Below are 20,985 nucleotides of genomic sequence, written 5' to 3'. Positions count from 1 at the left end.
ACGGATGCTGCGGGCAATGAGACCACCGTGAACTTTACGATTGATAAAACTGCTCCTGTAGTGACGGGTGTTGAAGATGGCGGATATTACAATGAAAACGTGACCCCTGCATTTAACGAGGGCACGGCCACATTGAACGGCAATGCCTTTACTTCGGGTACAGAAATCACCGACGCGGATGAATATGCATTGGTGGTCACCGATGCAGCGGGCAATGAGACCACCGTGAACTTTACGATTGATAGAACAGCGCCAGTAATCACCGGTGCGGAAGACGGCGGATATTACAACGAGGACGTGACGGTAACCTTCGATGAAGGCACGGCGACGCTGAATGGCCAGCCTTACGTGGCCGGCACGCCGGTTACCGGGGAAGGTGAATATACATTGGTGATCACCGATGTTTCGGGCAACGAGACCGCCATAAGCTTTACGATTGATAAAACCGCACCGCAAATTGACGGTGTGACAAACGGTTCAAACTACGAAAATCTTGCCACACCTGCTTTTGAAGAAGGCAGTGCGCTATTGAACGGTAAGCCGTATCAGTCGGGTACACCGATTACGGAAGAGGGAACGTACGAATTGATCGTTACGGATGAGGCTGGAAATACGACCATCACCCATTTTGCGGTGGCAGATCTGCCGGGTACGCCTACTGACCTTCGGGCCATATCAGGAAACAAACAGGCCACGCTGAGTTGGCAGGCACCCGCAGGCGAGCTGCTTCCGATAACGGATTACCTCATTCAATACTCGGGTGATGGCGGGCAGACCTGGACCACAGCCGAGCATCCACAATTGACCGGCACACGGGTCGTAGTGATTGGGTTGGACAACAACCGGTCGTACCGGTTCCGTATAGCTGCGGTCAATGAGTTTGGTGCCGGCACCTTCAGCAAACCGCTGAATGGTATCATTCCAGCCGAACCGACGCCGGACAACGAAGGGAATCTTCCCGAACCTGCTGCGGGGGAAACGGTGGTGATCACGGATGGCAAAGTGGAAGTAGTAACGCTGGAAGTGGTCGACCAAGAATACCTGCGACTGCGGGGTGACGGTTATGAAATGGCACTGGCTTCACTGGGCGTAGACGGCGAACGGATCCCGGTATCGGCGATCGACGCGGTGATCAGATTGGTGCGCGGCGTGGGGGCAGGCGTGTACGTCAGCGGCGACGGCTTTGAGCCGGGCACGGTGGTGACGGTATACCTGTTTTCAGTACCGGAGCTGGTAGGCCATATATCCGTGAAAGCGGATGGCACTTTTGCAGGTACGCTGCCGGTCCCAGTTCACCTCGAAGCCGGGCGCCACACCTTGCAGGCCAACGGCATTGTGGCCGGTGGTGGCCAGCGCTCGGTGTCGGTGGGCTTACTGCTGGTGGATAACAAGCCGCAGGAGATTGCCTTTGATACGCTTGCGGACCGGACCTACGGCGATAGGCGGGTGGAGCTTTCGGCTTCAGCTACGAGCGGACTTCCGGTGAGCTATACGGTGACGGATGCGGAAGGAAACGAAACGGAAATCGCCTCGATAAAAAATAACGATGAATTGCTTATCCATGGTGCGGGCGAGGTGTTAGTCACGGCTACCCAGGTAGGCGATTTGGAATACGGACCGGCAGATCCGGTATCCCGGACGCTACGTATCGCCAAAACACCGCTGCAGGTTGGTGTATCGGATGTAACCCGTGCTTATGGCCAATCCAATCCGATGTTCGAACTGTCGTATAGTGGCTTCGTGAACGGTGAGGGTGCCTCCTCGCTTGATCGGATACCTACAGCATCCACAGATGCAGATGCGATGAGTGTGCCAGGCAGTTATGCAATTACCATAGACGGCGGTGCGTCGGACAACTATACTTTCAGGTACCAGGCAGCTACCTTCACGATAACGAAAGCTACGCAGACGGTCAGCTTCAATGCCCCTGCGGAGGTGAACCGGGATGCGGGTACGGTGCAGCTGGATGTAACGGCCAGCAGCGGGCTGCCGGTAAGCCTGACGATCGACGACGGGCAGGTGGCAACGCTCAGCGGCACGGCGCTGAACGTGCTGCGGCTGGGCACGGTGACGATCACGGCCACGCAGGCGGGCGACGTGAACCACGAAGCGGCTGAGCCGGTAACGGTGACGGTACGGGTGGTCGACCCGGCCTCGGACTTCCCGGTTAGGGTGCATCGAGCGGTATCACCCAACGGCGATGGCATCAACGAGTTTCTGATGATTGAGGGTATCCGCGATTACCGGGGCAACCGGGTGAGCATATTCAACCGCAACGGCACGGTGGTGTGGGAGGCCTCAGGCTACGACAACGACCGGGTGGCATTCCGGGGTATCGGAACGGGGCAGCAGCTGCTTCCTGCGGGCACGTACTTCTACATCGTGGAGATCGACACAGGCAGCGGTACGGAATACCGGAAGGGTTATTTCGTGCTGCGGTATTAAGAGAAAGTAGCCTGGGTGGCTGCGAGCACATGGACTATAGCCTACGCACAGCAGCCATTAACCCATACGCAGCACGGACAGCTGCGTACGGTGATCAACCCGGCGGCGAGCCTGATGGCCGGCGGCGGTGAGGTGAGTGTGATCGGGCGCCGGCAGTGGGTGGGGATGGACGGTGCGCCGACGGTGTTCTGGGGCAGCGGGCATGTGGGCTTCGAAAGCTTCGGGGCGACGGCGGGTGTGAACATCCGGCATGAAAGCCTGGCGGTGGAGAAGCTGACGGAAGCCTCGGCATTCTTTGCCAAGAGCGTGCGGATATCGGAATCGGAATACGTGGGGCTGTCGCTGAATGCGGGGATAAGCTACCTGGACGGGCGTTTCTCGCAGCTGGACCCGATGGATCCTGCCTTCCGGGAAGACGTGCGGGAGACGGACGCGCTGGTGGGCTTCGGGGTGCTGCTGTACCGTCCGGAGCGTTACTATGTGGGCCTGTCGCTTCCGCGGCTGATGCTGGGGAGCCTGGGGGTGGACAGTGACAGCAGGTACAACTTCCGCAACCTGTACCACCTCACGGCAGGGGCGCTGTTTAACATGGGGCCGGACTTCCAGTTCCGGCCGAGTGTGCTGGTGACGTATGCGGAGAGCCTGCGGCCACAGGCGGAGGCCTCGGCACTGGTGTTCATCAAGCGGACGTTCGGCATCGGTGCGAACGTGCGGAGCTACGGTGAGTTTGCGGGGATGGCGCAGTTCAATTTCAGTGGCTTCGGCCTGGGCTACAGTTACCAGTTCAACCCGGGCAACGAACCGCTGAACCGCCGCATCGGCAACACCACTCACGAAATCGGTTTGCAATACAGATTTGGTGGGATGGTTGGACTATTGTAATGTATTCCACGTATCGATGTAATCGTGCAGTCAATAGGATATTCCAAATTAATAGCGATCGCTTGATCTCCAATCCCGGTATCCTGCAATAGGCGTATGACCTGCTCTGGCAGTGTTGCAGGAACCTGTATTCGTACCCGCCGGTATATTCCATGATAAACAGCGTGAGCTTCAGATCGATGCCATGCGCCCGGCACCACCTGCCAAGCTCGGTGAAGCCTTTGCGGCCATTGTCAACCTTGATGCGTATCCGGCGGCTGGCACAGCACTTTTTAACATCCCCACGCCCCCCGATTCCAACAACAATAAACAAGTGAAAAACTAACCTTTGAAAACAAAGGTTTCGTTGGGATTTCTACTCGCGACAATACTTCACTATTTCTTAATTTCCGATGAAGGTTGCCGTAACATAGGCCGGATAGCTTTGCAACCGAATTTAATCGTTGCAAAAACATGGTTCTTAACTACGTCAAACTAGCATTGCTTTTAGTTATGGGTTCATTCGCGGCGTTGGTGGCAACCAGCGGCACGTTGCGTGCAGGCACCCGGGGCTTGTATGTGCAGCAAACCACCCTTTCGGGTACGGTAACCGACGAAGCGGGCACACCGATTGCCGGTGCCACGGTCACCAACACGTCCAACCAATCCGCTACGCAGACCAACAACGACGGAGCGTTTACGGTGGGCGGTAAGGTCGGCGATCAACTGCTTATCCGGTACTTGGGATACACCGAAGTGACGCTGGACGTTGCCTCGCCAACCGGCAACCGGGTGGTGTTGAAAGGGGCAGAGACCCTGATGGAAGAGGTACTCGTATCCATCGGTTATCAGCAAGTGCGCAAATCCGACGTTACCGGAGCAATCGCCAATGTAAAAGCCGGTGAGCTCAACCTTACGTCACCCAAGCTATCCCAGGCACTGGTGGGTAAGCTGGCCGGTGTGCAGGTATCGCAGACCAGCGGTGCGCCCTACGATGGCATGAAGATCCGCGTGCGGGGCATGGGGTCGATCAATGCCGGTTCCGAACCCCTGTATGTGATCGACGGATATCCGGCAGGCAACAACCTGAACATCAATCCGAATGATATCGAATCCATCGATGTATTGAAGGATGCGGCCTCCGCGGCCATCTACGGATCGCGGGCTGCCGGCGGGGTAGTGCTGATTACCACAAAAAGAGGGAAAGAGGGACGAAGCACGGTCGACTACGAGGTGCTGGCAGGCTTTGGCCAATTGTCAAAAAAAGTAGACCTGCTGAATGCAGCGCAATTCATCGACCTGATTATCGACGGTAGGAACAACATGTATAGAGACCTGGTGGTAAACGGGGGGCTCACTTGGACCGACGATATGCTGAAAGACGACAACGCCACCCGCGTAGCCTTGGTGGGCAACGCCGGATCGGTCAGCATCCCCGAAGAATATTACGATTTCAGCACTGGTCTTGCCAAACCTTCCCAGTACGATACCGATTGGCAGGACGCATTGTACCGCAATGCACCGTTCCAGCGTCATAATTTATCTATTTATGGCGGCAATGACAAAACCCGGTACTTCCTGAGCGGATCCTACCAGAACCAGGACGGGATTATGCTGGGCACGGACCAACAGGTATACAATTTCCGGGTCAACGTGGATTCGAAAGTCAGCAAGCGCCTTACGATAGGGGCCAACGTGGCGTTTACCTACAATGACAACAACGAGGTTTCGACGGGCCGTTACAACCAAAGTCCGTCCATGGCTGCGCTGCTCTATTTGCCCACCCTGCCGGTGTATAACGAAGATGGCAGCTATGCGCAGTACCTTATGGCCGATCTTTCGGCGAACAACTACGGGATACAGAACCCGGAAAACCCACTGGCGTATGTGACCATGATTAAAGATAACCGCCGGGGCAAGCGCGGTTTTTACAATGCGTTTGCGGATTTCAGCATCCTCGAAGGCCTGAACCTGAAAGTAAACGGCGGTATTTCCACGTACGATGAAAAGTACGATTATTACCTGCCAACAAGTCTTTCAAACGGCAACAATCCGCCGTTTTCGGATAATGCAAAGACAGCGGCTTACGCCGATGCCAATACACGGGGTGAAATCGATAAGTTGGTCGAAACGACCTTGAATTATAACAAGACCTTCAACGAGGTCCATCAACTCAACGCCTTGCTGGGGTATTCGGCCCAGCAGACGAACATCGACTACGTAGCGGTCCGTGCCAATGGATTCCAGAGCGACGCGATCGGGGAGATCACCGACAAAGGGGCCGATCCGTCCAATTTCCAGCTGCGCGATGCCTATAAGCGAAACACCACGCTGCAATCGTACTTCAGCCGGGTGATGTATACCTACGATTCGCGGTATTTCCTGTCGGCTTCGTTCCGTACCGATGGCTCCTCGCGTTTTGGTCCGGAAAGCAAATGGGGCACATTCCCTTCGGTTTCCGCCGGTTGGACACTATCCAACGAGGGCTTTTATGACAACTGGCTGGGTGAACGGTCTACCGTGAAGCTGCGTGCCAGCTGGGGGTTGAGCGGCAATAACAACATTGGCGATTACCGGGCCATTACAGTGTACAATGCACCGGGTGGCGTGATCATCGGCGACAAAGTGGCCACCGCATACTGGCCAGGCGACCTGTACGATCCCAAACTGGGTTGGGAGTCGACCTCCCAGTACAACGCCGGCCTGGACCTGGGGCTGCTTCGCGGAAGGCTCAACATCTTTACGAACCTGTACCTGAGCCAGTCGTTTAATCTGTTGTTTAACCAACCCATTACCGCGGTATCGGGAGCCACCACGATCCTGACGAATCTGCCGGACAGCAAGGTCGAAAACAAAGGGTTCGACATACAGGTGGACGCCACGATCGTACGGAAGCAGGATTTCGATTTCGGTTTCAGCGGCAACATCATGGTGAACCGCAACAAGGTGCTCGACCTCGGCGGTGCGTCAACCATCATCACCAACGGGGCCGAGCGTTCGTACCTGACGCACATCACACAGGAGGGCAGCCCCATCGGGATGTTCTACGGCTTTAAGGTGCTGGGAATCGCCACCGAAGAAAATTACCAAGACGTGGCCCCATCCGCGGCATCGACCAATCCCATGCAGCCCGGCGATCTTTACTTTGAAGATGTGGACGGCAATGGCGTGGTAAACGACGATGACAAACGCGTTATCGGCAACCCGCACCCGAAATTTACCTACGGATTTGCGTTGAACGGCCGGTACCGGAGTTTCGATCTGCGTGCTTCGTTCAATGGATCGCAGGGCAACCAGATGCTGGATGGCTACGACTACTACCTCTACAATATGGAAGGTTCAGGCAACCAATATGCCGATGTGGCTCAACGGTGGCGGTCGGCGGCCGAACCGGGCAACGGCCAGGTATACCGGGCGTCGCGGGGCGGTACCCAGAGCAACAGCACGCGGCTGTCTACATTTTACCTCCAGGACGCTTCGTATTTCCGGATGACCAATGTCCTGCTGGGGTACAACCTGTCCCAAGAAGCGGCTAGCAAAATACGGTTGAGCGGGTTGCGTATCTATGCCAGCGTAGATAACCCCTTCACCATCTCCAAGTACAAAGGGTACAATCCGGAGTCCGATTACGACCAGCGCGGCAACCTGACACCGGGTGTCGATTACGGCTTGTATCCGTTGGTACGCTCGTTTAATTTAGGTTTGAAAGTGACGTTTTAATTGTGATAGCCATGAAGAAAAGATATGTATTGCTCGTTGTCCTTTTTGCACTCGCGGCCTGCGAGCAGGATTTCCTGAATCAGCAAGATCCGAATGCGGTGTCTGTGGATTCGTATTTTAAAACAGAAAATGACGTGCTGCTCGCCGTTAATGGGATTTACCAAGTGCTGCGTTCGGGCAACACCGTGGGAGAAGGCAGTGCCTTGTACAGCGAAGAGCGCTCGGACAATGCCGGAAGGAACGACAACCAGTCGAATGCGGGCGAGCCCTTCCAGTTCAATGATTTTTCACTGCTCGCGGGCAACACCTACCTGCGTACGCATTGGTCATCGATGTACGATGGCATCGCGCGGTGCAATACGTTACTCTCACGCATTGACCAAGTAGCGTTTAGCGACGACGCGCTGAAGCAGCGTTATATCGCCGAAGCGAAGTTTGTGCGGGCGCTGCTGTACTTCCACATGGTCAGGAAGTTCGGCGATATCCCGCTGTCCGTACAGGAAATCAGGACCAAAGAAGAGGCCTCCGCCATTGCCTACCGGCAGCCGGAGGCAACGGTATACCAGCAGATCGTGGCCGACCTGACCGACGCACTGGCCAGCAACCTGCCCGATACGCAATGGGAGTATGCGGTAGGCCGCACGTCCAAAGCAGCCATCAATGCCCTGCTGGGGCAGGTGTACCTCACCATGGGGGCTACACTGGCCGACAATAAGACGGAACACTTCCAACAGGCCGAGCAATACCTCGCGGCCGCGTATGACATGCGTACGTTTGACAAGCTTTCGGAAATCCCCTATGCGCAGGTGTTCGACGTCGCCGCCAAAAATACCTGTAAGGAATTAATCTTCCAGGTACAGTACCTACAGGGCGACCCAAGTTACAGCTCTAGCATCGCCCGCAACAACCAGGCGCGCGGAGAGACGATCAACTCGCAGTTCAACTCGACGGGCAGCGGCACCAACCTCAAGCTAGACCTGGTCAAGGATTACGAAGCGGGCGATCTCCGCAAGGAATTTTCCGTGAAGTTTGCCCCACATGCACAGGTAAACGACTGGTTCATCACCAAGTTCAGGGACAATAGCGACGCCGCCGGCACAGCCGGATGGGGCGGCAACGACTGGATACTTATCCGCTATGCGGACGTGATGCTGCTGCTGGCCGAAGCCAAGATGCATTTGAATAAAGACGCCGAGGCGATCGCGTTGCTGGACGAGGTCCGTGAGCGGGCAGGGTTGCCAGCTTATGCCGAAGCACGCGCAAACGCGACCTATAACGCGAAGTATCCGACGTTGAAGGATGCGATCCTGCATGAGCGCCGGGTGGAACTGGCGTTTGAAAACCACCGCTGGTTTGACCTGATCCGCAATTATAACGCGGAGGAATTGGTTGCGTACTTCGGCCAAAAAGAGCAGGCCGATTACGGCAATGCGCAGCTTTCCAACATTTCGACGAAAGACCGGTACTATCCGATCCCGTTTGACGAATACAAGCTGAACCCGGAGAAAATGTACCAGAATCCCGGGTATTAAAAATCCCAGGTAGTAATATAACTCTTGGAATCAGATGATGAAATATGGTATAAGCGTTGTGTTCTTAGTGCTGGTGATGGGCTTAGGACCCCGAGCCGCGGGACAGTATCATACGGATTACCAGTCGCGACAGGACTGGGTCATTGTAAAAAACTATTTGGCTACCTCGCTTTTGTACCAGGATAGTACCCTGAGCAAGCGGTTGCTGGGAACTCCGGAGTTGCGGCAGGTGCTTTCCCAACGGCACGAACGCTACGTTCGCAGCCTCGATTGCCGAGATGTCGCTTGTTTTCTCGAAGCCTTTAAATGGCAGGAAGCAGAGGTGGATGTGCTAGTGGGGTTGTTGGTCAGGGAGGCGGAAAAGGACGACGCATTGAAGGCGAAACTAAATGAGCGGTTGCTTCCTTCCATGGCTTATGGCGTTCCGGCACAGACAACCGCCAGCCAGTATTTCGGAAAGGCGTTGCGGCAGGACCTGAATGCGATGAACTATGTGATTGATGTCTACGCCGGAGCAAAGAAACCCAATTATCCGCGCATTGATTCCATTTCTTTTGACGTTACCCAGCGTTCCTATTTAGCGTTGCTGTCGGACGTCAGGCAGGATGTGTTGCGCGACAGCAAGTACCCTTATCAGGCGTTTTACGAGACAGTCCTTACGGCTGTGCGATTACTGGAAATCAACGAACGGTGGGACGCCGCGCAGTTGGAACCGCTGATCGAACGGGAAAACAAACCGGCATTCGAAGCCATACGTAAAACAGATTTTGAGCAGTATCCGTATGCGTTGCTGCTCACATTGGGGGCGGGTCCATCGGTCTACGACCAACCGATCAGTCCGGGAGGGATGCTCCGCACCCGCATGGCGGCACGTAGTTATTTCGACGGGCTGGCCCCGTTTATCGTGGTTTCGGGAGGCCGGGTACATCCGTACAAAACTCCGTATATCGAAGCGCTTCAAATGAAAAAGTACCTGATGGAGGTGCTGAATGTTCCGGAAGAAGCCATTTTGATCGATCCGCATGCGCGTCATACGACAACCAATTTGCGCAATACCGCCCGGATTATGCTAAGCTATGGATTCCCCGCGGACAAATTTGCCATCGTAACAAGCAGCAAACCGCACATAGACGCCGTTGAAAATATGGCGGAGCGCTGCATGAAGGAGCTGGGATATGTGCCTTACGAGCTAGGTAAGCGGGTTAGTGATGTGGTTATTGAATTCAAGCCAAGGCCGGAGGCACTTACCATTGATCCGGATGAGCCGCTGGACCCGTAGTAATTTTTGGGCTTCCTAACTGTATAAAGAACGAAGAGATTTCAAATAACGCTCCGCATGCTGCATGCGAGATTGCGGGAAATATTTGATTTTTACATGGCAATGTCTTATCATTGGACGTTTTCAATCCAATCGTGCATATGTCAGTCGAAGAAGAAGGAGATCATAATAACAGTTCGAAATACCACGTTCCCAATTTAGAGCGCGCCCTTTACATGATTGAACTGCTTTCCAGTTCGCCCGCTGGGATGGGGATCACCGAGATCAGCAACCAGCTCGGCATTTCGAAAAATAGTACCTTCCGGATCGCCATGACATTGTTGCATTATGGATACCTGACGCGGGATGAAAACTCAAAAGCCTTTAATCTTTCCGGTAAGCTCCTATCTGTGGGCTACGCGGCAGTAACTGAGCAAAATCTACTGGAGAAGTCGATGGATGTGTTGCGCGACCTACGGAATACGACAAAGGAGACCGTGCTGATCGGGATTATTTTGGCAGATGAAGGCGTGGTACTTGAACAGGTGCCGGGCTTGCACTCCTTTAAATTCTGGATCGACGTGGGTACCCGGTTTCCCCTCCACACCGCGGTGCCCAGCAAAGCGATCTTAGCGTACCTTCCGGAAAAGATGCAGCAATCGATTTGTTCACGCATTGAATTCAAAAAGTATACCAACAAGACCATTACCAAGCTGAATAAATTTCTAGATGAGCTAAAAACGGTAAAGGACACGGGGTATGCCATTGATGGAGGAGAAGAGGTGGAAGGGATGCACTGCATCGGAGCACCGATTTTCAATGGCAATTCATACCCTGTCGCTGCTATCTGGGTTACTGGCCCATCAGATCGCCTTCCGGTGACGCAATTCGGTCACGTAGGGAAAGTAGTCAAAGAACACGCACTACGTATTTCTCAACGGTTGGGCTACTTCGCTAAATAACAGCTACTTCACTATTCGTTTCTAAACAACATTTTTCGCTGGGAGCACACAAACGTGCTTCCCTGGGGACTTGTTTTTTTTAAATATTTTGTTTGATATATAAAATTAGTTTCTACATTTGAAACTGTAAGCTATATTATAAACGAATTATGGGACAAAAGAAATTCATGAAGGCTATGCTGATGATGGGGATATTGGCGTTGGCCGTATGCTTAAATCAGGTGTGCTATGCTGTTGAGATGATACAGCAAGCGGTACAAGGTACCGTACGCGACGCACAGACTTCGGGGCTACTCGCGGGTGTAAGCGTAAGTGTAAAAGGAACGGGCCATTCGGTAACGACCGATGCGGACGGTAAGTTTAGCATAACGGTTCCGGACCGGTTGGCAGTGCTCGTATTTACCAATGTAGGCTACATCAGCAAAGAAGTGGCAGCGGAGGGTGGAAGACTCGACATATCACTGGCTCCGTCGGAGACGGAATTGGACGAGGTAGTTGTCGTGGGCTACGGCACCCAACGAAAAGCGGACCTTACCGGGTCGGTATCGATTGTAGGCGCCAAGGAAATTACGCAGCGGCCGGTCGACCGAGTCGAACAGGGATTGCAGGGAAGGATACCGGGGGTGCAGGTAACGTCAACCACGGGTGCTCCGGCCGGCGGTATGCGCATTCGTATCCGCGGGAGTAACTCCATTCAATATGGAAATAGCCCGTTATATGTAATAGATGGCTTTCCGATGGGCGGATCAAGTGAGTTTATGAATCCGAATGATGTCGAGTCCATCACGGTGCTCAAGGATGCTTCCGCAACAGCGATTTATGGCGCGCGAGGAGCAAATGGGGTGGTATTGATCACGACTAAAAAAGGCATTCAGGGTGCCACCCAAATTACGTATGATGCGTATTATGGCAGCCAAAGCGTAACGAAAAAGCTTGACTTGCTAAACGCGAAAGACTATGCAACATTGGCACGGACGTTTTGGAGCAGATTCCGGAACGGTAGTTTGGTCAGTCGGGCCTATTCGGAAGCGGAAATTGCTCAGATGGGCGATGGCACGGATTGGCAGGATGCGATTTTTCAAACCGCGCCAATGCACAGCCACAACTTATCGGTACGAGGAGGAAATGAAAAAACACGGTTTGCAATATCCGGAAACTACTTCGATCAGGATGGCATCGTCATTTTCTCCAAATTTCAAAAAGGGAATGTGGCCCTGAACTTAGATCATTCGGTGTCGGAACGATTGAAGATTGGCGCAAACGTATCCGTTGGGTATAACAAAGATCGCCCCATCCAGCACAGTACATCCGGCCATGGCAATTCCGGTGTGATCTATGCGGCGCTGCAATCGGATCCGGTGCAACCGGTAAAGTACGAAGATGGGACGTATAGTTCGCAAGACCGACTGTGGACAACCCAAGGCATCTACGCCAATCCAGCCATCCAAAATCCGGTAGAAATGGCCGAAAAGGCGGAAGCACTCAATACGCGGATGCGGTTGCTGGGTAATTTTTATGCGCAATATGAACTGGCAGAAGGACTGATTGCAAAAACGACCTTCGGCACGTACCTCACCAATGGACGGAGCAGAAGCTACCTGCCGTCGTACTTTGTCAATTCACGGACTACCGGGGGCAGTGGAGGCGTTTCTTCCTCTGAACTGTTTAACTGGGTAAACGAGAATACGTTGACCTACAAAAAGTCAATTGACGACCGGCATAACCTGGAGGTATTGGGGGGATTTACCATGCAACGCGAATCGGAGGAATCGCTTTCGGCCACTTCGTATGACTTTTTTACCGATGTGCTCGGTTTTTACAACCTGGGCCTCGGCGAGGATCCACAATATCCGTCCACCGGATATTCCCGTTGGTCCATGGTTTCATTCCTCGGTCGGGTGAATTATGATTTGGATAGCCGATATCTCCTCACGGTTTCGGCAAGGTACGATGGATCCAGCCGGTTTGGAAAGAATAACCGCTTCGGTTTCTTTCCTTCGGCGGCGGTTGCCTGGAATATCAAAAACGAGGAGTTTTTGGAACCCATTACCTGGCTTAGCGAGCTGAAAATACGTTCCAGCATTGGGGTTACTGGCAATCAATCGATTCCGCTTTATCGCAACTTACAGACGTACGGATTGGGGAGCCCATATTCGTTCGGCGGCCAATTCGTCACATCCATCGTGCCGGAAGCGCTTGTGAACGAGGACATGAAATGGGAAAGCACCCGGCAGATTGATGTGGGGCTTGACATCGGGTTCTGGAATAACCGCCTGAGTCTGGTAGCCGACTATTACCACAAAAAAACAAGTGATCTGCTCTTTAGCGTAGAAATACCCCGGCAGGGTGGGTTTACGTCCATGTTGCAGAATATCGGCAGCGTACAGAATAAAGGCATCGAGCTCGGTATAACGGGTGTGATCAGTGAGGGCGATTTCCGGTGGGATGCATCTGCTAACATTTCCTTCAACCGGAATAAAGTGTTGCAATTGGCAGATGCGGATCGCTTTTTCGGCTCTTCCATCAGCTCGTATATGATTCAACGCAATGGCGGGGCGGGAACCGTCGTGATGGTGGACCAACCCATTGGCATGTTTTGGGGAAATATCTTTGATGGGCTCTGGCAAACGCAAGCTGAATTTGATGCCGGCCACATGGCAGGAAATGGCAATTCAGGCCCCGGATTTGAGAACTTTAGGGACATCGATGGAAATGGTAAGTTTGAAGAAGGGTTGGACGAGACCATTATCGGCAACCCGCATCCCGACTATGTGTTTGGATTCAATACCAACTTGGCTTATAAAGGGATTGATCTCAGTGTCTTCCTGAACGGGGTTCAGGGCAACGATGTGCTCAACCTCAACTTGATTGACCTGACTACCCAGGTGAACGGCATGAACGGACTGGCGATTTACAAAGAAGCGTGGGATGGCCCGGGAACCAGCAACCGTATTGCGAAGATCGACCGTCCCGACGGAAGGCAGGGCACGTTCCCGAACCGCGTGGGTACGAATTACCTGGAAGACGGATCGTTTGTGCGGCTGAGCAATGTGACACTGGGGTATACGCTTCCCTTGGCGAATAGCAAGTTACGCACGGCACGGGTGTATGTGGCCGGCGAAAACCTATATACCTGGACAAACTACACCGGGTATGACCCGGAAGTCAATTCGCTCGGCGACAACAACACAGTATTCGGAGTAGATATGAACGCATACCCGCGGGCGCGGATGTTCCGCTTAGGTGTACAGGTTGGGTTTTAACTAATTTTAATCGATAAGAGCAATGAAAACTTCGATTTATAGCAGTTTGGTCATCATGGGGTTACTCACCATGGGATGTGAAAAGTTCCTGGATGAACAGCCTCGATCTGCCATTGGAAGCGATGGTTTTTTTCAGACGCAAGCCGATGCACTTGCGGGCGTAAATGCTGTCTATTCGGCATTGAGTGGTCATTACAATGGGAATGCCTGGTATTTTGGCGATGTATCTACGGAAGTGGCCAATAGGGGAGAATTGACAGGGGGCCTCGATGTGATGGACTATACGGCCGCCGATCCGGTATTCCGTGATTTCTGGACAAGCATGTACCGCGGGATCAACTACGCGAACAACGTCGTCAAGTGGGTGCCCGCAATGGAGATCAATGAGCAGCTTCGCGATCGGTACGTAGGGGAAGCGAAGTTCCTGCGCGCGTTGTTTTATTTCGAACTGGCCCGCGGGTTTGGTGGCGTGCCGTTGATTACGGAGCCGACCGAAAACACCGCAAATAATGGTATTCCGCGTGCGGATTTGGCAGACGTTTATGCGCTGATCGTTAGTGACCTACAGGCAGCGTCGGCTGCGTTGCCACCGTCTTACAGCGGTTCGGAACGCGGCCGCGCAACCAGCGGCGCGGCGCTGGGTTTGCTAGCGAAGGTTTACCTTACTCAGGGCAATTGGCAGGAGGCCCGCGAAACGGCGAAGGCAGTTATGGAGAGCGAAACGTATGGTTTGTTTGCAAATTTTGCAGACGTATTTAAGCCGGCCAATGAAAATGGAAAGGAACACCTGTTTTCCGTGCAATACACTTCGGGAAATTCAAGGGGGGGCGGTAGCTCACTGACGTCGGCGTTTGCGTCCCGGAACCCGAACATCTTGCTGAACGGTGCCATCGCAGGTACAGCCGTTGCCACCGAGCGGGCGTTCTATGATGCCGTGCCGGATCATTACCGGAAACGGATTTCCATGGTGGCTGAATTTCCAAGCGAAAACTATCCGGAAATTACAGTTTCGGGTCCTGCGCAGGCAGGGCCAGCCCCGATGAAATATTGGGATCCCACCTTCGGCATGAATATCGGTGGAGACGCCAATTGGATTGTCTTGAGGTATGCCGATGTGCTGTTGGTATTTGCGGAGGCTGAAAACGAATTGTCCGGCCCTACCGATGCGGCTTATGAGGCCGTTAATGCCGTCCGTAAGCGCGCAAGGGATGAAAATGCGAATGGAATGGACGAAGCGGAGGAATTGGCAGAACTGCCCAATCTCGAAGGACTATCAAAAGAGGGTTTCCGGGAGGCGGTGTGGGCCGAGCGCCGGATGGAACTTTGTTTTGAAGGGCATCATCGGTGGGATTTGCTGCGCACCGGACGCTTCGTGGACGTGATGAAGGCCAGTGGCCGGAACGCGGAGGCGAAACATGCATTATTTCCAATTCCGCTGCTGGAACTGCAGGCCAATCCGGCGTTGATCCAAAATGATGACTATTAGCGGTAATTGAGGATGGGATTGACAACAGGTCAAAAAACACTAGCGGTAGGTTGCGGCTGGTGGGGGTTCCGCGAACGTTCGTTTGCGGCCCACCTGGACTTATGCGCAGCCACCGGGTTCCGTACGTTGGAGATCGGTATCGGCGATGAATTTGCGGCAACCTTCCCCATGAACACAGGTCAGCAACAGGCTGCCGAAGCCATGGCCGCGGCAACGGCGGCCGGCATCAAGCTTCCCTTTGCGACCGCGGAGAACGATTTTTCACTCGCCGACCCGCAAGCGCACCGGCGGATGGTGGCGCACGTGCTTGCCGTGCTCGACATCGCCCGTTTGTTCGGCATATCGCATCTCCGCCTGTTTGCCGGGTTTACACCGGCAAAGGACGTGACTGTCCGGCTGTATGAACAGGTTGTCGATGCATTCCGGGTCGTGAATGAACGGTGCGTGGAATATGGGATTGCGATCAGTGTCGAAACGCATGGAAAAATCACTTGGAAGGGCGGGGTGGCCTACCATGAAAATACCATCAGTACGGATCCGCATTACCTGGAGCGGCTCATGCGGGATCTGCCAACCAATATCGGTTTTAACTACGATCCCGGAAACATAAAAGCCGTTTGGCCCGAAGAACCGGATTGTTGGGTGTCCATCATTAACGAGCGTATCAACTACTGCCACCTGAAAGACTGGATGGCGCGCGACGGCGGATGGGTGGCCGGCGCGATAGGCGATGGCACCCTTGACTACGGCTCGCTGCTGCCTAAGATTTCATTTGACGGAATTTACCTGATCGAATACGAACCGCTTAGCGATCTGGAAGCGGGGATCAGGCGGAGTTTGAGGTATCTGGAGCAACTTGATTATCAAATTGATCTGAAATAATGCGTCATAAAGAAGAACAGGTGAACCGCATTGCCTTGGTAACGGGTGCTTCCAAGGGGTTGGGTGCTGCCATCGCTGCACGGCTGGCTGACACCGGGCTTGCGGTGGCGGTAAATTACCACCGCGACCGAAGCGGTGCCGAGGCCGTTGTTAAGCAGATCAGGAAAGCGGAAGGAATGGCGGAGGCGTTTCAGGCGGATGTGACCGATGTGGACGGGGTGAAGGCATTAATTGAGGCTGTCAGCCTGCGCATGGGCGCGCCAACGGTTTTGGTAAACAACGCAACCGGTCCGCAGCCGTTTATTCCAATCGAGCGCCAGGAGTGGCGCGATTACCAGGCCCAGCTTGATTTTTTCCTGAAGGCGCCGCTCCTGCTTGTACAACGGGTGTTGCCGTACATGAAAAGTGCGGGTTTCGGGCGGGTGATTAATATCGGTAGCGAGGTGGTAGAACTGGGAAACGCTGAATTCAGCCACTACGTCGCCGCGAAGGCAGCGATGCTGGGTATCACCCGGTCTTGGGCGAACGAATTGGGGCAGTATGGGATTACGGTGAACCTGGTGGCCCCCGGCTGGATACCGGTGAAACGGCACGAAGGGACACCCCAATCGGAATTGGATGCGTATGGCGCCGGTTTGCCATTGAACCGCATGGGTAAGCCGGATGAGGTGGGGGATGCCGTGGCGTTTTTAGCGAGTGAGCGCAGTGGATTTATTACCGGACAACGGATTGCGGTAAATGGGGGCAAGACACTCAGTTAACGACTTTTTAAACGATAATTACATAATAGATAAATTAGAATGAGCGAACTAACGAATAAGGTAGCATTGGTTACAGGGGCGTCCTCGGGATTTGGTGTAGGTATAGCAAAAGCGTTGGCTGCCAGTGGGTGCAAGGTGTGGATAACGGCTAGAAATATTCAAAAGCTGGAACAAACAGCGGCTGAAATCGGCGCGACTCCGTTGCAGGCGGATGCAACCAATCCGGCCGACTGGGATCGGGTGATCGATCACATCCTAGCGGATGCCGGGCGGTTGGATATTTTGGTGAATAATGCCGGTGGTGCATTGAAAATAGCGCCGATTACCGAATTCAGTGATGAAGCAATGGCGGAGGTAATTAACGTAAACCTGATTTCGGCCATGATGGGTAGCAGACGTGCAGCTGCGGTGATGAAAGCGCAACAATCGGGTACCATTATCAACATATCTTCCATCTGCGCGCAACAGGCGTGGACCGGCTGGGGGATCTACGCGGCGGCAAAAGCGGGGCTCGACCAGTTTACGCGTTCGTTGTATGTGGAAATGCGACCATTTAATGTGCGCGCCACCGCACTGATCCCTTCATGGGGTGCCACCGATTTCAATCGGAATGCGCAACTGGAACATCCCCTGCCGGAGGTTGCCGCACGGATGATTAGTCCGGAGCAAATCGGGAAGTTGGTGGTGCAAATCTGTTCGCTGGATGCAAACCTGGTCGTTCCCGAACTCACGGTCTTACCGCTTATCCAACAAATTGAACCGTATTAAATAGACATGATGAAGACATCTCAAAAGGAGCATCTTAACGTAGACCTGGTGATCATCGGTGCGGGAAGCGGTGGGGTTGCCGCGGCGATCGCTGCGGGCCGGTTGGGCATAACGGTGTTGTTGGTGGAGAAACAACACGGGTTGGGGGGCAACGCTTCGCTGGGTGGCGTAAACGTGTGGGAAATGGGCGTTGGCGGTACGGGGATACCCTTTGAGATCTATAAGCGATTAAAAACAAAAGCCGATGGCGTGGGAATCTATCGGTTCAATATCCATCGGAAATGGCAGCAGAAGCGAGGGGAGCAGCCACTGCATCCGGGAGCGGAGCTGACCATAGACCCCAGCTTGCGGTACATAGACACCCTGCTTCGGCACGGCTCGGAAACGGGTATTGACAACGAGGCGTTTGTACGCGCAAACTGGCATGGCGTGCCGTTTGACCCCCATGCGTATCAGGAAGTATTGGGTGAGTTGCTGGCGGAACCGGGGTGCATATCGGTTAGGCTGGGTACCACGTTTAAGCGGGTCATCGATGATGGTAACGGTCGGCTGCGCGCGGTTGAGCTGGACGATGGAACGTTGGTTCACGCCCGATATTTTATCGATGCGACGGATAATGCATACCTCTGTGCGGCCGCGGGTGCGCAATTGTGCATGGGGCAGGAAAGCCGCGACGTGTATGGCGAACCGGATGCCCCGCTGCAGCCCACGCAGCGGTTAAACGGCGTGTCGCTAATCTACCGGATAGGGGACGCCGGAAACGGAGAGCTGCCGGTATCGGCTGCTGAATTGGATGCGGTGCCCGGCCAATGCTGGTGGGCGGCTGATTTTCCGTTGGCCAGTATGGTGCAATACCCCAACGGTGACTTGAATGTGAACATGCTCCCCACGATGGAGGGCGTGGAATTTGCCGGTTTTGAACGTTACGAAACGGCATATGCCGAATGCCGGAGGCGGGTGCTCGCGCACTTCCGTTACCTCACGGAAACCTATCTGCCATACCGGAACTATGTGATTAAATGGATAGCCCCACGATTGGGCGTGCGTGAGGGGCGTCGCATCATCGCAGCCTACCAGCTTACCCAGCACGACCTGCTAAAGGGGCTCGCAGGTCAGGACCACCCGGATAGCATAGCGATTGCCGATCATCCGATGGACACCCATGGCTCGACGACCGGGCGCGCTGGCTGTGTGGAGTTGGACCAACCGTATGGGGTTCCGTTCCGGTCACTGATCCCTAAGGGCTTCCGCAACCTGTTGATTGCCTCAAGGGCGGCGGGGTTCAGCTCATTGGCGGCTTCGAGCTGCCGGCTTACCCGGACCATGATGCAACTGGGCCAGGCCGCCGGAACGGCTGCTGGGTTGGCGAGCGTGCAGGACAGCGATTTCTCCGAACTTGACCCGGCCAAACTGCGGGAGAGCCTGAAACAGCAGCATGTTCAGCTCACGTACCCGATGGATGATCACTTAAAAAATTACCTGACCCATGAATAACCTCGATATCACCATCGTTGTGTTTTACCTGCTCGCACTGCTGGCAGTAGGGCTCTACGTCAGTTTTACACACAAGCAGAAAAAGAGCAGCGACCTGTTTTTGGCAGGCAAGTCATTGACGTGGAAAACCGTGGGACTTTCTATCTTCGGAACCAACGTGAGTCCGCTTAACATCATCAGTACCTGCGGGCTGGCCTACACGTACGGGATGGTGGCATGCAATTTCCAATGGTTGGCCTGGATTTACATCCTGTTGCTTAGTTTGGTGTTTTTGCCGTATTACCTACGGCACAACATCCAGACGATGCCCCAATTCATGCTGAGGCGGTATGACGAATCCTGTAGGAAAGCCCTGTCCTGGATTGTGTTCCTGCAGATTTCCATCGGAGCGGGGTCGGTACTCTATGCCGGATCCATGCTGGTCAGCCAACTGATCGGTTTTCCCATTTGGCAATGTGTGATACTGATGACGGCATTTGCGATGAGTTTTACCGTTACCGGAGGGCTCAAAGCCGTGGCGATAACGGATTCGTTCCAATCGGTGGTCATGGTTTTCGTGTGTGTGTTCATTGGCTACGTTGCCCTGACTGATGTATCCGACTGGAGTCTCTTCACCCAAAAACTGGATGTGGATTACTGGAAACTGCTGCGTCCATCGGACGATCCGAATTACCCGTGGCAAGCCATTGTTTTTGGTTACCCCATCATGTCCATTTGGTATTGGTGCGCCAATCAGAACATTGTACAGACCACACTGGGCAGCAAAAGCCTCGAAGAAGGTAATAAGGGGATATTGTTTCTCGGCTATTTGAAATTACTGATTCCGGTGTTGTTTATCTTGCCGGGTATTCTGGCGAAAGTGTTGTTGCAGGATCTCGAAAACCCAGACGATGCCTTATTGCGCTTGATCTACCAATACCTGCCGCATGGCCTCGTAGGACTGGCGATCGGGGTGTTGATAGCGGCACTGGTTGGATCGCTAACGGCCATGTATAATTCAGGGAGCACGATTTTCGCATTGGACATCTTGCCTAATTTCAGCAAGTCCGATGCACCCCCCACACTGGCGCAGGGGCGGATGGTGATGGCTACACTGGCTGTGCTGGCGATGTTGATAGCCATCGGGCTGGACCGGGTGGAAGGGTTTAACCTGTTTGAAAAGGTCAATGCCATATTCTCCTTTTTGTGCCCATCATTGGTGGCGGTATTCATTTGGGGCATCTTCTGGAAAAAGATTTCTTCGAAGGCGGCATTGTATACGCTCATCGCCGGGAATATTCCCTGCATCCTGATCAGCATCCTTTACTTGTCGCAATACCCAAGCCGGGAATTCTATCCGAATTTTTTCCTGATTTCCTTTTACTTGTTTGCCGCACTCAGCGTGTTGTTGATCGTGCTCTCCTACCGATATCCCGACACGGACGGGAAGCCGCGGCCCATATTTGAAAAGACGCAATGGAACGAAAATCCGTTTTCACGATCGCTGAAGTGGGGTTGGGGAATCTTAGCAGTGATCATGATCGCGCTGTATAGCTATTTTAACTAATTAAACC

At 53.8% G+C, this 20,985-nt stretch carries 14 protein-coding genes; all 14 read left to right on the top strand.

Going from position 1 to position 20,985, the window contains the following annotated elements:
- Positions 1-2,445: T9SS type B sorting domain-containing protein (locus BMZ56_RS06725; protein WP_177195064.1), on the top strand; the 2,445-nt coding region annotated here is incomplete at its 5' end.
- A 15-nt stretch (positions 2,446-2,460) separates the two neighbouring features.
- Positions 2,461-3,327: a PorP/SprF family type IX secretion system membrane protein gene (locus tag BMZ56_RS06720; protein ID WP_090625762.1), complete on the top strand. Its 867-nt coding sequence runs from the start codon at positions 2,461-2,463 to the stop codon at positions 3,325-3,327.
- Positions 3,328-3,442: 115 nt separating this feature from the next.
- Complete coding sequence (locus BMZ56_RS06715; RefSeq protein WP_143072863.1) at positions 3,443-3,652, top strand: hypothetical protein; 210 nt, start codon at positions 3,443-3,445, stop codon at positions 3,650-3,652.
- 128 nt (positions 3,653-3,780) lie between these two features.
- Positions 3,781-7,026: a SusC/RagA family TonB-linked outer membrane protein gene (locus BMZ56_RS06710; protein ID WP_090625760.1), complete on the top strand. Its 3,246-nt coding sequence runs from the start codon at positions 3,781-3,783 to the stop codon at positions 7,024-7,026.
- An 11-nt stretch (positions 7,027-7,037) separates the two neighbouring features.
- Entirely contained in the window at positions 7,038-8,558 is a 1,521-nt protein-coding gene (locus tag BMZ56_RS06705) for a RagB/SusD family nutrient uptake outer membrane protein (RefSeq protein ID WP_090625759.1), read from the top strand.
- Between the two features lie 34 nt (positions 8,559-8,592).
- Positions 8,593-9,837 (top strand): YdcF family protein, encoded by a 1,245-nt coding sequence (locus BMZ56_RS06700; protein ID WP_245893112.1) that lies wholly within the window; start codon positions 8,593-8,595, stop codon positions 9,835-9,837.
- A 140-nt stretch (positions 9,838-9,977) separates the two neighbouring features.
- Positions 9,978-10,778 (top strand): IclR family transcriptional regulator, encoded by an 801-nt coding sequence (locus BMZ56_RS06695; protein WP_090625758.1) that lies wholly within the window; start codon positions 9,978-9,980, stop codon positions 10,776-10,778.
- A 149-nt stretch (positions 10,779-10,927) separates the two neighbouring features.
- A complete protein-coding gene (locus BMZ56_RS06690; protein ID WP_090625757.1) occupies positions 10,928-14,041 on the top strand; it encodes a SusC/RagA family TonB-linked outer membrane protein in 3,114 nt (1,037 codons plus the stop codon).
- A gap of 22 nt (positions 14,042-14,063) precedes the next feature.
- Positions 14,064-15,527, top strand: a complete 1,464-nt coding sequence (locus BMZ56_RS06685) for a RagB/SusD family nutrient uptake outer membrane protein (protein ID WP_090625756.1) — start codon at positions 14,064-14,066, stop codon at positions 15,525-15,527.
- Positions 15,528-15,539: 12 nt separating this feature from the next.
- Entirely contained in the window at positions 15,540-16,409 is an 870-nt protein-coding gene (locus BMZ56_RS06680) for a sugar phosphate isomerase/epimerase family protein (RefSeq protein WP_090625755.1), read from the top strand.
- On the top strand, positions 16,409-17,170 hold the full coding sequence (locus tag BMZ56_RS06675) for an SDR family oxidoreductase (RefSeq protein ID WP_090625754.1): 762 nt from the start codon (positions 16,409-16,411) through the stop codon (positions 17,168-17,170). Before BMZ56_RS06680 ends, BMZ56_RS06675 begins: the two co-directional genes overlap by 1 nt.
- A gap of 39 nt (positions 17,171-17,209) precedes the next feature.
- A complete protein-coding gene (locus BMZ56_RS06670; protein WP_090625753.1) occupies positions 17,210-17,938 on the top strand; it encodes an SDR family oxidoreductase in 729 nt (242 codons plus the stop codon).
- 6 nt (positions 17,939-17,944) lie between these two features.
- Complete coding sequence (locus BMZ56_RS06665; protein WP_090625752.1) at positions 17,945-19,432, top strand: FAD-dependent oxidoreductase; 1,488 nt, start codon at positions 17,945-17,947, stop codon at positions 19,430-19,432.
- Positions 19,425-20,978: an SLC5 family protein gene (locus tag BMZ56_RS06660; RefSeq protein WP_090625751.1), complete on the top strand. Its 1,554-nt coding sequence runs from the start codon at positions 19,425-19,427 to the stop codon at positions 20,976-20,978. The genes BMZ56_RS06665 and BMZ56_RS06660 overlap by 8 nt, the downstream gene beginning before the upstream one ends.
- Positions 20,979-20,985 lie beyond the last annotated feature (7 nt).

The sequence above is a fragment of the Parapedobacter indicus genome (genome assembly GCF_900113765.1).
GTDB classification, from domain to species: domain Bacteria; phylum Bacteroidota; class Bacteroidia; order Sphingobacteriales; family Sphingobacteriaceae; genus Parapedobacter; species Parapedobacter indicus.
The sequence above is the reverse complement of the archived record's forward strand: the minus strand, read 5'-3'. Positions and strand labels throughout refer to the sequence as shown.